This is a genomic window from Pleomorphomonas carboxyditropha, from assembly GCF_002770725.1.
Classification (GTDB): Bacteria; Pseudomonadota; Alphaproteobacteria; order Rhizobiales; family Pleomorphomonadaceae; genus Pleomorphomonas; species Pleomorphomonas carboxyditropha.
Genome location: NZ_NQVN01000006.1, coordinates 63,944 through 80,948 on the forward strand (window position 1 = coordinate 63,944; position 17,005 = coordinate 80,948).

Consider the following 17,005-nt stretch of genomic DNA (forward strand, 5'->3'; position numbering starts at 1 on the left):
GGTGGCTACACCATAAAAGAGCATCGCCGGGAACCCTATGGCCCCCATCAGACAACCCCATGACAGTCGACTCTCCTGACAGTCTCTCCAACGCCCGGCACCCATAACCGAGCGGCCCGGATTAGCGTTCCTGAAAAAGACAATACCGACTGAAGTATGAGGGATCAATCGTTGTAAGACCGTACGGAGCGGTCGGCGGAGACTGGCAAATTACAGAACAAAATAGGAACAAATTAACACGCCGAAGGCTAGTCAACTGAGCATTTCGGCTAATTTCCGCCCTTTTTCCTGCTCCACACGATCCGGTTACGAATTTCGCCCAAAGTTCTACGTGCCATTACGTATTGAGTACGTAGTTTATACTAAGAAATCGGGAAAAGCATTCCGTCTCATGTCCGTCTCGGGCAATTCCCTGCCCAAAAGCCGGGATCGGCGGCATTCAATCGATTATGATTCCCGCCGCCGCAACGGCAAACGACGGGCGCAGGCAGGCCGGGCAGCCGGTTCACGCAACGAGCTCGATGCGTCGCTCGATGCCGATGGCTTCGAGAAAGGCCTCGTCGTGGCTCACAACTAAAAGTGATCCGTCAAAAGCGCGAAGACCGGCCTCGACGGTCTCGATCGACTCGATGTCGAGATGGTTGGTCGGCTCGTCGAGAATAAGGAGCTGCGGCAGCCGGGCGCGTCCGAGCACGCAGGCGAGCCCGGCCCTGAGCCGTTCGCCGCCCGACAGGCTGCCGACCGTCCGGAGCGCGGCGTCGGCCCGAAACCTGAACCGGGCGAGGCTGGCCCGGCAGGCCTCCTCGCCGACGCCGGGATCGAGGCGCCGGTAGTTGTCGCGGATGGTCGCCGCCTCGTCGAGCAGCGAGACCCGCTGGTCGAAGAAGGCGAAGTCGACGCGCCGGTCGACCGTGCCGGACAGCGGCGCGAGGTCGCCGGTGATCGCGCGCAGCAACGTCGTCTTGCCCGAACCGTTGGGTCCGGTGACGGCGATGCGCTCCGGGCCCCTGATCTCCAGCGACAGGTCGCGAACGAGCGCTCTGCCGCCATGGCCGACGCAGACCCGATCGAGCCTCAGCACGAGGCGGTCGGCGACGAGGCCTGTGGGCGGCAGGCTGACCGAGAAGGGCACGAGAATCTCCAGCTTGCCGCGCGCCTCGCCGACGGCCGAGACGGCGGCCGACATGCGGCGCTCGGCAAGACGGGCATCGGCGGCGCGCGTCTCCTCGGCCTTGCGCTCGAGACCGCCGGCCACGATCTTCGGCATGTCGCCCCGCGCCGCCTTGCGCGCCCCTGCCCCGGCCCGCCGCGCCTGCTTCTCCGCCTGGGCCTGGGCGGCCTGCCGCTCGCCGGCGAGCCGCCGCTCGGCGTCGTCGAGATCGTGGCGGGCGGCGGCGAGCTCGATGGCCTTGCGCGCCCGGTAGGCGCTCCATCCGCCGCCGTAACGGCGGGCGCCGAGCGACGTCAGCTCGACAATGGCGTCCATGGTCTCCAGCAGTTCGCGATCGTGGCTGACCACGACCGCGCCGCCGCGCCAGCCGGCCAGGAGATCGATGACCGCCCGGCGGCCGTCGCGATCCAGGTTGTTGGTCGGCTCGTCGAGCAGCAGCATGTCCGGTTGGTCGAAGGTGAGCGCCGCCAGCGCCGCCCGTGTCGTCTCGCCGCCCGACAATGCGGCGAGCGGCGTATCCGGCCGGACGGCGAGGTCCAACCTGGCCAGCGAGGCCTCCAGCCGCGACGGCAGCGTCCAGTCGGCATCGGTCAGTTCGGCAAGGCTGGCGGCGCCGGCTTCGGCGCGGTCGAGCAGCTTAAGCGCCTCGCGCGCGCCATAGAGGTCGGCGACGGTCAGCTCGGGCGGCGGCGCGACGATCTGCCGCAGCACGGCGAGGCGACCGGCCGTGGAGACGCTGCCGGCGCGCAGCGGAAGCTCGCCGGCAATCAGCCGCAGCAGCGTCGACTTGCCGACGCCGTTGCGGCCGACGAGGCCGGTCCGTTCGGCGCCGAAGGCGATATCCAGATTGTCGAAGAGGGAGCGGCCGTCAGGCGTAGAATAGCTGAGACCGGAAAGCGTGATGGAAGCGGGCATGAATGCGAGTCCTGATGGCAGGAAAAACGAGGTCTGCGATCAGGCTGTCATTCATTGTGGCGCATCCGTCCGGCATCGGGCTCAGGTGCCCGGGCGGGGCGCGATATAGGCCCGCGGCCGGCAAGGCGCAAGAGGCAGCGCGGTAAAATTCGATGCCCGCGCCACCTTCGTCCACCGGAGGACCGGCCAATCGACGGATCGCACTATACGCAATCCCCTTTAGGTCTATACCATCGTCGCCGCACCTCACCTCCCAAACCGGCGCCGGATGGCGCGGAGTTTCCATGACCTCCCCTTCCTCCATCGGCGCGACGGCGCACGATCTTTCGCGCGGCCTGACGCTGGCCATGGCCGCCGCCGCCGGTATCGCCGTCGCCAATATCTATTACAATCAGCCACTGCTCGGCGTGATGCAGCGCGACCTTCAAAGCTCGCTCACCGCCTATATTCCGACGGCCACCCAGCTCGGCTACGCCGCCGGCCTGTTCCTGCTGGTACCGCTCGGCGACATTCTGGAGCGGCGGGCGCTGATCGTCGGCCAGTTCCTGCTCCTGGCGGCGTCGCTGGCGGCGACGGCCATGGCGCCGGGCGCGGCGCTGGTGCTCGTTGCCTCCTTTGCGGTCGGCCTCGCCTCGACCGTCGCCCAGCAGGTGGTGCCGCTCGCCGCCCATCTCGCCGCCCCGGAGCGGCGCGGCGCCACGGTGGGCACGGTGATGGCGGGGCTGTTCGCCGGCATCCTGCTCAGCCGCACGCTGGCCGGTTTCGTCGGCGAGCATGCCGGCTGGCGCGCCATGTTCTGGCTGGGCGTTCCCCTCGCCCTCGGCGCGGCGCTCTGGATGGGGTCGCGCCTGCCGAGAAGCCATCCGGGCGGCAGCCTCGGCTATGGCCGGCTGATGGTCTCGCTCGTCCATCTTTTCCGCGAATTCGCCGAATTGCGCCTGGCGGCGGCGACGCAAGCGCTGTTGTTCGCGGCCTTCTCGGCCTTCTGGACGGTGCTCGCCCTGCGCCTCGAGGATCCGCGGTTCGGCCTCGGCGCCGATGTCGCCGGCCTGTTCGGCGTGGTCGGGCTGGTGGGTATCCTGGCGGCGCCCCTGGCCGGCCATGTCGCCGACCGGCGCGGACCGCACGGGGTGATCGCCCTCGGCGCGGCCCTGACGCTGACCGCCTGGGCCGTCTTCGGCCTGTGGCCGGCGATCGCCGGCCTCGTCGTCGGCGTCATCCTGCTCGATTTTGCCGTCCAAAGCGCGCTGATCTCGCATCAGCACGTCATCTACGCGCTGCGCCCGGAAGCGCGGGCCCGCCTCAATACGCTGTTCATGGGACTGATGTTCCTCGGCGGCGCTGCCGGCTCCGCTCTTGCCGGCACGGTCTGGCCCAGGGGCGGCTGGCCTGCCGTCGTCGCGCTCGGCGTGGCGTTCGGGCTCGTCGCCACCCTGCTGCAAGTCGGCAGCCTCGTCCGGCGCCACGCCGGATGAGGCGGCGAGGGCTCAAAGCCGGGCAACGCCGCGCCGGCGCAAGAGGTCGATCAGCCGATCGGGCGTCTTGAAACAGGCAATGCCCAGGCGCTGCTGCTCGATGATCAGCTCCAGCATCATGAAACGGCCGGGCATGGCGTCGGGCGGCGGCTGCAGGCGGAACGCCCGGACCGACGTCAGGCCGAGATAGGTCTTGCGGTAAATATAGTGAGCGAAGAAGCGGCGCCGCGTCGGCGCATCGCGATCGACAATGACCAGCTCGCTGCCCGACAGCAGGATCAGCAGACCGGTGGTGACGCGCCGCCGGTTCCGGGCATTGCGACAGGACTTTCCCGGCGCCTCGAAGTGGATGGGCAACATGAACTGGCCGCCGTGGCGCTCCTCGGCCAGCACCGCGTTGAAAAAGAAATCCTCGAACTCCTCGGGGTCGTTGACCGCGCCGGGGGCGAAGTCGTCCGGTTCCACGAAATGCTGGCGGACGAAGGCGACGACGCGGGTCATCAGGTCGGCGGAGACGGAGTTGTAGGTCACCGTCAGCGCGTCGCCCTCCTTGAGCAGCAGCACGAAGTCGGAATGCAGAAGGTTGGTCACCGCCCTGACGGCGGCCACCTCGTCCCAGGCGACCTGACGGCCGACGAAGCCTTCGACCTCGTCGACGGCCGTAAGAAGGGTGAAGCCGTCGGTGTCCAGCGCGAACACCGCGCCATAGAGATCGGCCCCCGGATAGGCATCGCGCCGCTCGATGGAGCGCGGAACCTTGATCAGGTGGTCGGCATCCTTCAGCTCGGCATACGCCGGCCGGAACCGCCGGGGCATCTCGGCGGCCGACCTGACCGGCAGAAGCCACGGCCCGAAGGCATCGTATTCGCGCAGATCTTCCGGATCGGCATCGGCCCGATTCCAGGCCGGGCGCAGCGGCGAACGTCTTCCAAAGCGTCCAAACATGACGTTCCTCCTCCTCGTCAAGAAGCACGCCGGCGCGGGATCGACGGCCCACGGCATGTCGTGCGCCGGCTTTCCAACCCGAGGTCGAAGCTCTCCGCATGGCTTTGGCCATCGCGACGCGGATCGGGCCGATGGCCGCCGAGAGACTGTCGCTGGCGGCATGCTTCCCAAGAGCTCAGGCGAAATGTTCGGCCGCATTCTACCGGTGATTGCCCGGTTCCACAAAACCGACCTTCGGCCGACGGAACGAACGGCGCGGGGCACGATGAAGCGGCGTTCCCTTTCCGATAACGTTTCAAATTTACAAATTCCGTCCGGATCGGAAAGGCAGCCTTGATACCGCCCGAACCGGGACGCAAAACGCAAGCCGCCTTGCCCGAAAGCGCCCGAAACCGCGCCAATGCGCTTGCAGATATCCGCCATGTCTAGGTAGAAACCCAAGGTGAGCTTGCATCCGCCACCGAAATGGGCCTAGACCTTTAGTCGTATCGTTTTCGTTGGCTTCGTCAAAGAACGTCGCGTTTTCAACGCTCCAGTCGCGGGAGACCATTCGCCGCCTCAAACGCCCGCTTGGACATAAGTCGAAGTTGCGTCTATTGCTCGACAACGTCTCCTGTGCTACCTCATGGAAACGCTTCCACAACATGCTTGCTCACATGCACCCGACGATTAAGGACATAGCTGAGAGGGCTGGAGTCGGCCTTGGCACCGTCTCGCGGGTGCTGAACGACAATCCGCGCGTGTCCGAAACGACGCGCGAAAAAGTCATGGGCGCGGTGCGCGATCTCAACTACGTGCCCAGCCTGGCGGCCCGCGGCCTGTCGCTGGGCAAGACGCAGAGCATTGCCGTCATTGCGCCTTTCTTCACGCGCTCGGTTTTCGTCGAGCGGCTGCACGGCATCGAGGAGACGACCTCGGCGAACGGCTACGACGTCGTCATCTACAATGTCGACGCTACCGAGAAGCGAGACCGCTACTTCCGCACCGTCCCCGATCCGCGTCGCGTCGACGGCGTCATCGTCATTTCCCTGCCCCCGTCGACGCCGGATGTCGCGCACTTCCAGCGCTCGTCCGTTCCGATCGTTTTCGTCGACGTCGGCAGTCCGCTTTGCGAGCCGTTCGATCGTATCGTTATCAACGACGTGGAAGGCGGCCGCATGGCCACCCAGCACCTTATCGATCTCGGACATCGGCGGATCGGCTATCTCGGCGACATTCCGCAGGCCGGATTCAACTTCACCGCCGGCGAGGACCGTTTCGAAGGCTACCGCCGGGCGCTGGCCGGGGCGGGCATCGCCGTTCATCCGGAGTATCATCTCGACGGCCGCTTCGGCCGCGAGGTGGCCCGGACCCTCGCCCGCCGGATGCTGGGGCTGGCCGAGCGTCCCACCGCGATCTTCGCCTCCAACGATACCCAGGCGCTGGGCGTGCTCGAGGCGGCTCGCGACCTGGGCCTCGATGTTCCCGGCGACCTGTCGGTCGTCGGCTACGACGACATCGAGATGGCCGATTTCCTGGGGCTGACGACGGTCCGTCAACTGCTTTTCGAATCCGGGCGTCGCAGCGTCGAGGCCCTTCTCAGGCGACTTGGGGAGCCGGAGGGGGTGCCGATCTGCGATTCACTGCCCGTCGAACTCATCGTGCGCCGGACGACCGCTCCGCCACGCTGATGACGCGCCGCTTTCCGTCGAGCGGAAGGCGTCAAGGTCGCGCGCGGTGCGCGATTGTTCTGTTTAGGAAGACCCGAGTTGGGAGGTTTGCATGAAACTGAAATCGCTTAATGCCTGCCTGATGGCGTCGGCCGTCGTCGCCTTCGCCGCCGTCACGGCCGCCGCCGCGGCGGACAATGTCCCGCCGGAGCTGGCCGATGCTTTCGCCGGCAAGTTCAAGGGCACCAAGGTCACCGCCTTCGGCCCCTTCACCGCCGGCGACGAAGTCCGCTTCAACGACACCATCAAGGCGTTCGAGGAAGCCACCGGCATCGACATTCAGTATGAGGGCTCGAAGCAGTTCGAGGCGACGATCGCCACGCGTTCCGACGCCGGCAATCCGCCCGACATCGCCGACTTCCCGCAGCCCGGCCTGCTCGCCAACTTCGCCAAGGCCGGCAAGCTGGTCGACCTGTCCGGCGACAAGGACTACTTCCTGCAGCAGTACATCCCGAGCTGGGTGGACATGGCGACCAAGGAAGGCAAGGACGGCAAGCCGGCCATCTACGGCGTGTGGGAACGCGTCAACGTCAAGAGCCTGGTCTGGTATCCCAAGAAGGCGTTCGACGCCGCCGGCTACAAGGTGCCGACCACCTGGGCCGAGCTCGAGGCCCTGCAGGATCAGATCGTCGCCGACGGCGACACGCCGTGGTGCGTGGGCATCGAGTCCGGCGCCGCCACCGGCTGGCCGGCCACCGACTGGCTCGAGGAGTTCATGCTGCGCACGACCTCGCTCGAGAACTACGACAAGTGGACCGAGGGCAAGCTGCCGTTCGCCTCGCCCGAGGTGAAGCACGCCGCCGAGCTGATCGGCAAGATCTGGCTCGACGAGAAGTATGTCTATGGCGGCCGCAAGGGCATCGTGTCGACCAGCTTCGGCGACTCGCCGGTCAACATGTTCTCCGATCCGCCGAAGTGCTGGCTGCACAAGCAGGGCAACTTCATCACCGCCTTCTTCCCCGAGAAGGTCAAGCCCGGCGTCGATTACTCCTTCTTCTACCTGCCGGGCATCGATGAAGCCTACGGCAAGCCGGTTCTCGTCGCCGGCGACATCTGGGGCGCCTTCAACGACCGTCCGGAAGTCAAGGCCGTCATGCAGTACTTCGCCAAGGCCGAACATCTGAAGCCGTGGCTGGCCGTCGGCGGCGCCATCGCCCCGCAGAAGGACGCCGATCTCGCCTGGTACCAGAACGAGGTCGACAAGGGTGTCGCCGAGATCCTGGCCGGCGCCACCGCCGTCCGCTTCGACGGCTCGGACCTGATGCCGGGCGAAGTCGGCGCCGGCGCCTTCTGGAAGCAGATGACCGCCTGGGTGTCCGGCACCGCCGATCTCGACACCGCCCTCAAGGACATCGACGCCTCCTGGCCGAAGTAAGTCCTCGACTTAATCCGACTGGTCAACGAGGTTGACTTTCGGTTAAGACTTAGACAAGCGCGCTCCCGCTTGCCAACAAGTGGGGGCCGCGACCTGAAAAGGCGGACCGGAACATGACGATGCTTGCAGCAAGCGTCTTCCTCCAGACCGACTTTTCATGCGGATTCTTTATCGGGCAAAGCAAAGCGCGTTGTCCCGGCCGGAACCGGGCTTCGTATCGGACGCCTGGCCGGAATCCGCCGATCGGGTTGACGCCGGACTGGGAAGGCCCGGTCGGAGCACCCGGTTTTTCAAACGCCGCCGTGCATAAGGATGAGCCGGCCGCCACGGGCCGCGCTCCGGGGGAAAGACATGACGCTTCTCAATGCCGACGCGGATGAGCAGTCCGCCGAGCTTGCGCGCGCCCGCCGACGGCGCAACCGCGCGATTTTCACCCTTCTGAGCGGCATCGTCGCGGCGCTCGTGCTGTTCGAAGGCTTCTTCGTGCTGCGCGACAGCCAGGCCCCGAAGCTGGTGACGGCGCTGTTCGCCATGATCTGGGGCGGCGGCGGCATGGCGATCCTCTACCTGATCGCCAACCAGCTGGTGGAATTCACGCCGTCGCAATGGCAGCGCCGCCTGACGCCGATCGTCTTCGTCCTCCCCGCCATCGCCTTCGTCGTCTACTTTCTGGCGCTGCCGGCGATCCGCACCTTCATCGCCAGCCTGTTCGACCGCAACGGCTCCAACTTCGTCGGGCTCGCCAACTACATCACGGTGTTCACCGAGCCGTTCATGCTGGTGACCTTCCGCAACAACGTGCTGTGGATCGTGTTCGGCGCCAGCTTCACCATCATATTCGGCCTCGTCGTGGCGGCGCTGGCCGATCGCAGCCGGTTCGAGAACCTCGCCAAGGCCATCATCTTCATGCCGATGGCCATCTCGCTGGTCGGCGCCGGCGTCATCTGGAAGTTCATCTACGCTGTGCGCGACCCCAGCGACGTGCAGATCGGCCTGCTCAACGCCATCGTCGTCGCCTTCGGCGGCGAGCCGCAGGCCTGGATCGCCATGCTGCAGCCGTGGAACAACCTGTTCCTGATCGTCATCGTCGTCTGGATGCAGACCGGCTACGCCATGGTGCTGTTCTCGGCCGCCATCAAGTCGGTGCCGACCGACATCATCGAGGCCGCCCGCGTCGACGGGGCCGGCGAATTCAAGATCTTCTTCTCGATCATCATCCCGTCGATCATGGGCACCATCGTCACCGTGTCGGCCACCGTCATCATCTTCACGCTGAAGATCTTCGACGTGGTGCTGGTGATGACCGGCGGCCAGTACGGCACCGACGTGATCGCCACCCAGTTCTACAACCAGTATTTCGTCAACCGCAATTTCGGCCTCGGCTCGGCGATCGCCATCGTCCTGCTGCTGACCGTCATTCCGGTGATGGTCTACAACCTGCGCCAGTTCAACAAGAGGGAGACCCTGTGATGGCCAAGTCAAAGGGCAATCCCTTCCCGCGCGTCTTCGTCAACGTCACGCTGGTCGTCATCTGCCTTCTGTGGCTGATCCCGACGCTCGGCCTGTTCGTCTCCTCCTTCCGGCCACGCGACGAGATCATGTCGTCGGGCTGGTGGACGGTGCTGCCGCACCGCGTCTGGGTGACCACCGAGCAGTTCACGCCCGACCCGTCGATCGACCGCACCGGCGTCATGACCTTCGAGGGCGCCACCGGCACCTTCGAGCAACTGCGGCAGGGCGTCGAATCGGCCGACGGCAACAAGCGCGTCGTGTGGATCGGCAACCGACGGGCCGGCACCGTGCAGGTGCAGGAAAAAGAGTGGAGCGGCCTGCCGTCCACCACGCTGCAGAACTATCACGACGTGCTGGCCGGCAAGGACGTCACCATCCAGGGCGACGGCGAGGAGGCGACCCGCAAGGGCGAGGACATGTCCGACGCCTTCATCAACTCGATGGCCGTCACCTTCCCCGCCGTGGTCATCCCCATCCTGATGGCCGCCTTCGCCGCCTACGGCTTCGCCTGGATGCGCTTTCCCGGCCGCAAGCTGGTGTTCGCGCTGATGGTGGCGCTTCTGGTGGTGCCGCTGCAGATCGCCCTGGTGCCGGTGCTCAGCGACTACGTCCACCTGAAGCTCAACGGCACCTACATGGCGGTCTGGCTGGCCCATACCGGCTTCGGCCTGCCGCTCGCGGTGTTCCTGCTCTACAACTACATCTCGACGCTGCCGCGTGAGATCATGGAGGCGGCGATCGTCGACGGCGCATCGCACTTCAAGATCTTCTGGCGGCTGGTGCTGCCGCTGTCGACACCGGCGCTCGCCTCCTTTGCCATCTTCCAGTTCCTGTGGGTCTGGAACGATTACCTGGTGGCGCTGATCTTCATCGGCAACGTGCCGGGCGTGCAGGTGCTGACCATGCGGCTCGCCGACATGGTGGGATCGCGCGGCTCCGACTGGCATCTGCTCACCGCCGGCGGCTTCGTGTCGATGCTGCTGCCGCTGATCGTCTTCTTCTCGCTCCAGCGCTACTTCGTCCGCGGCCTGACGGCCGGCTCGGTGAAGTGAACGGCTGAACATGGGACAGCAACCCCGCGCGTGCGGTTCCGGCAAGACGGAACCCGCCGGGTTCAGGAAACAAGGGAGTAGCTTATGGCCAGCCTCACCATGCGCAACGTGCGCAAGAGCTTCGGACGGGTGGAGATCATCAAGGGCGTCGACCTCGACATCGGCGACGGCGAGTTCGTGGTGTTCGTCGGCCCGTCCGGCTGCGGCAAGTCGACGCTGCTCCGGATGGTCGCCGGTCTGGAGGAGATCACCTCCGGCGAGATCCTGATCGACGACAAGCTGTGCAACGACATCGCCCCCAAGGACCGCGGCATCGCCATGGTGTTCCAGTCCTACGCGCTCTATCCGCACAAGTCGGTCTACGCCAACATGGCCTTCGCGCTGGAGATCGCCGGCTTCTCCAAGGCCGAGATCGCCGAGAAGGTGGCCAAGGCGGCCAAGATCCTGCACATCGAGCACCTGCTCGACCGCAAGCCCGGCCAGCTCTCCGGCGGCCAGCGCCAGCGCGTCGCCATCGGCCGCGCCATCGTGCGCGAGCCGAAGATCTTCCTGTTCGACGAGCCGCTCTCCAACCTCGACGCCGCCCTGCGCGTCTCGACCCGCGCCGAGATCGCCAAGCTGCACGAGGACCTCGGCTCGACGATGATCTACGTGACGCACGACCAGGTCGAGGCGATGACGCTGGCCGACAAGATCGTCGTGCTGGAGGCCGGCAACGTCCGCCAGGTCGGCGCGCCGCTCGAGCTCTACCATCGGCCGCAGAACCTGTTCGTCGCCGGCTTCATCGGTTCGCCGAAGATGAACTTCCTGAAGGTCAAGGCGAGCGCCGTCGACGAGGACGGCATCACCATCGCCGGCGATGGCGTTCCGGCCCTCAAGGTGGCGGTGGATGCGGCCGGCGCGGTTGGCGGCGAGGAGCTGACGCTCGGCATCCGTCCCGAGCATATCAAGCTCGGCGCCGAGGGTGGGCTGCCGGTCACCGTCACCTTCGTCGAGCGCCTCGGCCACCAGACCATCGTGCAGGCCCATCGCGGCAGCGACGAGACGCCGCTGATCGCCGTGCTCGACGGCGACGTGCCGGTCAAGGCCGGCGAGCAGCGGCAGTTCGTGTTCTCCGGCGACGACTGCCACCTGTTCAACGCCGACGGCAACGCCTACGTCCGCCGCTTCGTGCCCGAATAAATCCGCCAGCCGGCGACAGGGTAGAGAGCCGCATCGCCGCCGGGCCGTACCCGGCGGCAGCCGCCGTTCATTTCCCGCGGAGACCAGCATCGTGAAGAACCAGGTCCAGCTCATCACCTATGTCGACCGGCTGACCGCCGGCGGCTTCTCCGACCTCAAGGCGCTGGTCGATGGACCGCTGGAGGGGGTGATCGGCGGCGTCCACCCCCTGCCCTTCTTCGACCCGATCGACGGCGCCGACGCCGGCTTCGACCCGATCGACCATACCCTGGTCGATCGGCGGCTCGGCGACTGGAACGACGTCCGGGCGCTGTCGGCCTCGGTCGACATCATGGCCGACATGATCGTCAACCACGTGTCGGCCAACTCGCCGGCCTTCAGGGACTTTCTCGACAAGGGCGAAGCCTCCGGCTTCGCCGATATGTTCCTGACCTTCGGCAAGGTGTTCCCGAACGGCGCCTCGGAGGATGACCTTCTCGCCATCTACCGGCCGCGACCCGGTTTCCCCTTCACGAAGATGACCTTCGGCGACGGATCGAAGCGCCTCATCTGGACCACCTTCACGCCGCAGCAGATTGACATCGATGTCTTCTCGCAGCACGGCGCCGCCTATCTCGACGCCATCCTCAACCGCTTCAAGGAAGGCGGCGTCACCGCCATCCGGCTCGACGCGGCCGGCTACGCCATCAAGAAGCCGGGCACCAGCTCATTCATGATCCCGGAGACCTACGCCTTCCTCGGCGAACTGGCCGACAAGGCGCGGTCGCTCGGCATGGAGGTGCTGGTCGAGATCCACAGCTACTATCGCGACCAGATCGACATCGCCCGCAAGGTCGATCGCGTCTACGACTTCGCGCTGCCGCCTCTCGTCCTGCACGCCCTGTTCACCGGCGAGGCGGGGCCGCTCGCCGAATGGCTGAAGATCTCGCCGCGCAACGCCATCACCGTGCTCGACACCCATGACGGCATCGGCGTCATCGACGTCGGCGCCGCCACCGACGGCCGGTCCGGCCTGCTTGCCCCGGCCGCGCTCGACGCGCTGGTCGAGACCATGCACGAGCGCTCGGGCGGCGAAAGCCGGCAGGCGACCGGCGCCGCCGCCTCCAACCTCGACCTCTACCAGGTCAACTGCACCTACTACGACGCGCTGGGAAAACGCGACGGCGAATACCTGATCGCCCGCGCCCTGCAATTCTTCGCGCCGGGCATTCCGCAGGTCTATTACGTTGGCCTGCTCGGCGGCGTGAACGACATGGAGCTGCTCGCCCGCACCAAGGTCGGCCGCGACATCAACCGCCACTATTACACGCCGGCGGAAGTGGCGGCGGCGCTGGAGAAGCCGGTGGTGCGCCGGCTCTGCGACCTCGCTCGTTTCCGCAATACGCATCCGGCCTTCGGCGGCGACTTCGCGGTCGAGCAGCCTTCGGCGAGCCGGCTGGTGCTGAGTTGGACGCAGGGCGATGAGCAGGCTTCGCTCGACGTCGACTTCAAGTCGATCACGGCGTCGATCACCCACAAGGGCGCGGGTGGTGAGGGCCGTTTCGTCGTCGGTTGACGGGCGCCCCAGTCTGCCTGAGATGGTCCGCCTTCGCGGACCATCAGCCCTCGCCGCCCTCGGCCCCGCCGTTCATGCGGTTCAGGTAGCGGTAGATCGTCGTCTGCGAGCAGCCGAGCTTTTCGGCGACGTATTTGACGGCGCCCTTCATCATGAAGATGCCCTTGGCGTTGAGGATCTCCACCAGCGCCAGCTTGTCACGGTGGCCGAGCCGCTCGCCGCTCGCCTCGCGCGACCGCAACTCCTCGTCGAGCAGATGGTCGGTGAGCTCGGTCAGCGAATTGGGAAAGCTCTCGCTGCCCTCGGCCGGTGGCGGCGTTGCCCGCACGGTCGCCGCCTCCTCGTTGTAGGCGAAGTTGGTCTCGACGAAGATGTCGGGGTGGCGCAGCTTCAGGATGCGGTCGCTGAGCTCGCGATAGCGGCTGTCGTCGAAGTTGATGCACAGCATGCCGACGAGGCGGCCCTCCTCGTCCTTGACGAAGAAGGTGGACGAGCGCAGCAGCTTGGTGCCGGCGACGCCGACATAGTTGAGGCGGTAGTCCTGCGTCTCGTAGGAGTGATTGACGATCGACTGCAAGGCCACCGAGGTGAGCGGCGCGCCGATGGTGCGGCCGCTGACGTGACCGTTGGCGATGGCGATGATCGACTTGTCGGCGTCGCCGAGGTCGTGCAGCACCACCTCATAATCCGGCCCGAGCACGGAGCCGAGAAACTCCGTCAGCTTCATGTAGCGCTGGATCCAACCGCCCGGCATCGGCACGTCCCCCTGCCGGACTCCATCCGGCCTTTCCGCCCGACTTGCGGTGGTCGCGCCGGTTTTGTCAATCCGGGTTCTGGGCCGGATGGCGGCAGCCGATCCCTCGTACATTTCCTGAAGGCCTCCCATTGTCGACGCAACTGTTGGCAAGCTTAGGGGCGTCAGACGCAAGAAAATTTCCATCTCTCGCGTCGATTGCAAAAATATCCACACTTTCGAAGAGAGAAATCCGCGCAAACCCTATCATTATGTAAATTAATTGACACTTATCAGCCGCGATGCCACAAATGTGAACACATGAGCCGCAGAATCCCGCTCATGTGGAAAAATGTTTGCAGATTCCTAGAGACGCTGTCCGCCAGTCGCTCGCGACGACCGGGGTGCCCAATGGTCTGTAGGAGGTAACGGACAATGGCTATCAAGTATTTCCCCGAACCGTTCCGGATCAAGGCGGTGGAGCCGCTTCGGATGCTGTCGGCGGAGGAGCGCGCGGCGAAGATCGCGGCGGCGCACTACAACGTCTTCAACCTGGCCGGCGAGGATTGCTACATCGATCTTCTGACCGACAGCGGCACCGGCGCCATGAGCCAGGAGCAGTGGGCCGGCGTGATGCGCGGCGACGAGGCCTATGCCGGTTCGTCGAGCTATTACAAGCTGCTCGAGGCGGGCAAGGACATCTTCGACTACGGCTATATCCAGCCGGTGCATCAGGGCCGCGCCGCCGAGAAGGTGCTGTTCCCCATCCTGCTCGGCAAGGGCAAGTTCGCCATTTCCAACATGTTCTTCGATACGACGCGCGCCCACGTCGAGCTGACCGGCGCCCGCTGCATCGACTGCGTGGTCGAGGTCGCCAAGGATCCGTCGCACCGCGCGCCCTTCAAGGGCAACATGGATGTCGCCAAGCTGAAGAAGACCATCGCCGAGCTGGGCGCCGACAACGTCGGCCTGATCGTCATGACGATCACCAACAACTCGGCCGGCGGCCAGCCGGTGTCGATGCAGAACATGCGCGAGGTGGCGGAGGTCGCCAAGGCCAACGGCATCCCGCTCGACATCGACGCCGCCCGCTATGCCGAGAACGCCTATTTCGTGCAGCGCGACGAGCCCGGCTACCAGACCAAGTCGATCAAGGAGATCATCCGCGAGATGTTCTCCTACGGCGACATGTTCACCATGTCGGCCAAGAAGGACGCCATCGTCAACATCGGCGGCCTGATCGGCGTCAAGGACGCCAATTCGCCGCTGATCCTGAAGATCAAGGCCAACTGCATCTCCTACGAGGGCTTCTTCACCTATGGCGGCCTCGCCGGCCGCGACCTCGAGGCGCTGGCCATCGGCCTTTACGAGGGTATCGACAACGACTACCTGCGCTATCGCATCGGCCAGGTGGAGTATCTCGCCGCCCGTCTCGACGACGCCGGCATCGGCTACCAGACCCCGGCCGGCGGCCACGGCGTGTTCGTCGACGCCCGCGCCATGTTCCCGCACATTCCCTACAACGAGTTCCCCGGCCAGGTGCTGGCCATCGAGCTCTACAAGGAAGCGGGCATCCGCGCCTGCGACATCGGCTCCTACATGCTGGGCAACGACCCGGATACGGGCGAGCAGCTCAAGGCCGACTTCGAGTTCACCCGTCTCGCCATTCCGCGCCGGGTCTACACGCAGGCTCACATCGACATCATGGCCGAGGCCCTGATCGAGATCAAGAAGCGCGCCCACACCGTCAAGCGCGGCTATCGCATCACCTGGGAGCCGCCGATCCTCAGGCACTTCCAGGCTCACCTCGAGCCGATCTCCAACGAGACCAGGCGGGTGAAGGAAGAGGAATACACGGTCGCCGCCCAGTGAGGACGGACTGACCGGACCAAGCAGGCGGGCGCCGCGGGCCGAGGAGGGACGGCGGCGCTCGCTCCGACAGGGGATCAACCGGACAACGGGCCGCCATGGCCCGTGCCATCCGGCTCAACGGGAGGACAATATGTCTTCGGAAACGCAATCGCATCTCGCGCGCGGTCTCAAGAACCGCCACATCCAGATGATCGCCCTCGGCGGAGCGATCGGCACCGGCCTGTTCTACGGCTCGGCCGCCTCGATCCAGCTGGTGGGTCCGGGCATCATCGTCTCCTACATCATCGGCGGCTTCGTGATGTATCTCATCATGCGCATGCTCGGTGAGATGTCGACCGAGGAGCCGGTGGCCGGCGCCTTCAGCCACTTCGCCTACAAGTACTGGGGCGAGTTCGCCGGCTTCCTGGCCGGCTGGAACTACTGGTTCCTCTACATCCTCGTGTCGATGGCCGAATTGACGGTCGTGGGCATCTACGTCGCCTACTGGTTCCCGGATTTCCCGGCCTGGCTGACGTCGCTGATCGTGCTGGTGTCGATCACCGCGATCAACCTGATCAACGTCCGCCTCTATGGCGAAGCCGAATTCTGGTTCGCCATCATCAAGGTGCTGGCGGTGATCGGCATGATCGTGCTCGGCCTGGTGCTGATCGTCTTCGGCCTGGGCGGCGAGGCGACCGGCCTCTCCAACCTCTGGGCGCACGACGGCTTCTTCCCGCATGGCATGTGGGGCCTGCTGCTGTCGCTGGTCGTCGTGATGTTCTCCTTCGGCGGCACCGAGCTGATCGGCATCACCGCCGGCGAAGCCGACGATCCCAAGAAGTCGATCCCGCAGGCCATCCGCCAGGTGATGTGGCGTATCCTGATCTTCTACATCGGCGCGCTGACGGTGATGATGATCATCTTCCCGTGGAACCAGGTCGGCATGGAAGGCAGCCCGTTCGTCACCATCTTCTCGAAGCTCGGCATCGGTTCGGCCGCCAACATCCTGAACTTCGTGGTGCTGACGGCGGCGATCTCGGTCTACAACTCCGGCATCTACTCCAACGGCCGCATGCTCTACAGCCTCGCCGAGCAGGGCAACGCCCCCAAGGTGTTCACCAAGCTCGGCGGCAACAAGGTTCCCTACGTGGCGATCCTGTTCTCGTCGGCTTGCACGCTGGTGGTGGTCGCCGTCAACTACCTGATCCCGGAAGGCGCCTTCATGCAGGTGATGGCCGTCGCCACCACCGCCGCCACCATCACCTGGGTGATGATCGTGCTGGTGCACATGAAGTTCCGCAAGGCGCATGCCCAGGACGTCGGCAAGCTGACCTTCCCGGCGCCCTTCTACCCGATCGCCAACTATTTCTGCATCGCCTTCATGGCTATGATCATCGTGATGATGACGCAGATGGAGTCGATGCGGATGGCGGTCATCGTGCTGCCGGTCTGGCTGATCGTTCTCTACGTCGGCTTCATTTTCCGCGGCAACACCCGGACGGCCGCCGCCGAATAACCGGCGACGCCTCG

General features: G+C 65.5%; 12 protein-coding genes. 9 read left to right on the forward strand and 3 right to left on the reverse strand.

From position 1 onward, the window contains the following. Positions 1 to 505: 505 nt before the first annotated feature. Entirely contained in the window at positions 506 to 2,086 is a 1,581-nt protein-coding gene (locus CJ014_RS11450; protein ID WP_100080618.1) for an ABC-F family ATP-binding cassette domain-containing protein, read from the reverse strand. Between the two features lie 284 nt (positions 2,087 to 2,370). Between CJ014_RS11450 and CJ014_RS11455 the strand changes: the two genes are divergently transcribed. Continuing rightward, positions 2,371 to 3,561: an MFS transporter gene (locus CJ014_RS11455; RefSeq protein WP_100080619.1), complete on the forward strand. Its 1,191-nt coding sequence runs from the start codon at positions 2,371 to 2,373 to the stop codon at positions 3,559 to 3,561. Positions 3,562 to 3,573: 12 nt separating this feature from the next. On the opposite strand, the gene CJ014_RS11460 is transcribed toward CJ014_RS11455, so the two are convergent. Further along, a complete protein-coding gene (locus CJ014_RS11460) occupies positions 3,574 to 4,506 on the reverse strand; it encodes a hypothetical protein (protein ID WP_100080620.1) in 933 nt (310 codons plus the stop codon). Between the two features lie 596 nt (positions 4,507 to 5,102). On the opposite strand from CJ014_RS11460, the gene CJ014_RS11465 reads away from it, so the two are divergent. The 6 genes from CJ014_RS11465 (at position 5,103) to gtfA (ending at position 12,891) form a co-directional block, all read left to right on the forward strand. Further along, a complete protein-coding gene (locus CJ014_RS11465) occupies positions 5,103 to 6,176 on the forward strand; it encodes a LacI family DNA-binding transcriptional regulator (RefSeq protein WP_133121843.1) in 1,074 nt (357 codons plus the stop codon). A 91-nt stretch (positions 6,177 to 6,267) separates the two neighbouring features. Then, on the forward strand, positions 6,268 to 7,590 hold the full coding sequence (locus tag CJ014_RS11470) for an ABC transporter substrate-binding protein (protein ID WP_100080622.1): 1,323 nt from the start codon (positions 6,268 to 6,270) through the stop codon (positions 7,588 to 7,590). Positions 7,591 to 7,941: 351 nt separating this feature from the next. After that, positions 7,942 to 9,060 carry a carbohydrate ABC transporter permease gene (locus CJ014_RS11475; protein ID WP_100080623.1) on the forward strand — a complete coding sequence of 373 codons (1,119 nt, stop codon included), beginning with the start codon at positions 7,942 to 7,944 and terminating at the stop codon, positions 9,058 to 9,060. Continuing rightward, the gene (locus CJ014_RS11480) at positions 9,060 to 10,154 is read left to right on the forward strand and encodes a carbohydrate ABC transporter permease (protein WP_100080624.1); all 1,095 of its coding nucleotides are present in this window, start codon (positions 9,060 to 9,062) and stop codon (positions 10,152 to 10,154) included. Before CJ014_RS11475 ends, CJ014_RS11480 begins: the two co-directional genes overlap by 1 nt. Before the next feature lie 84 nt (positions 10,155 to 10,238). Continuing rightward, entirely contained in the window at positions 10,239 to 11,336 is a 1,098-nt protein-coding gene (locus CJ014_RS11485; protein ID WP_100080625.1) for an ABC transporter ATP-binding protein, read from the forward strand. 91 nt (positions 11,337 to 11,427) lie between these two features. After that, positions 11,428 to 12,891 (forward strand): sucrose phosphorylase, encoded by a 1,464-nt coding sequence (gene gtfA, locus CJ014_RS11490; RefSeq protein WP_100080626.1) that lies wholly within the window; start codon positions 11,428 to 11,430, stop codon positions 12,889 to 12,891. 43 nt (positions 12,892 to 12,934) lie between these two features. Here gtfA and CJ014_RS11495 read toward each other — a convergent pair whose 3' ends face one another. Next, complete coding sequence (locus tag CJ014_RS11495; protein ID WP_100080627.1) at positions 12,935 to 13,645, reverse strand: helix-turn-helix transcriptional regulator; 711 nt, start codon at positions 13,643 to 13,645, stop codon at positions 12,935 to 12,937. Between the two features lie 414 nt (positions 13,646 to 14,059). On the opposite strand from CJ014_RS11495, the gene CJ014_RS11500 reads away from it, so the two are divergent. After that, positions 14,060 to 15,496 carry a tryptophanase gene (locus tag CJ014_RS11500; RefSeq protein ID WP_100080628.1) on the forward strand — a complete coding sequence of 479 codons (1,437 nt, stop codon included), beginning with the start codon at positions 14,060 to 14,062 and terminating at the stop codon, positions 15,494 to 15,496. 130 nt (positions 15,497 to 15,626) lie between these two features. Continuing rightward, positions 15,627 to 16,991, forward strand: coding sequence for an amino acid permease (locus CJ014_RS11505; RefSeq protein ID WP_100080629.1), 1,365 nt, complete (start codon positions 15,627 to 15,629; stop codon positions 16,989 to 16,991). Positions 16,992 to 17,005: the final 14 nt, after the last annotated feature.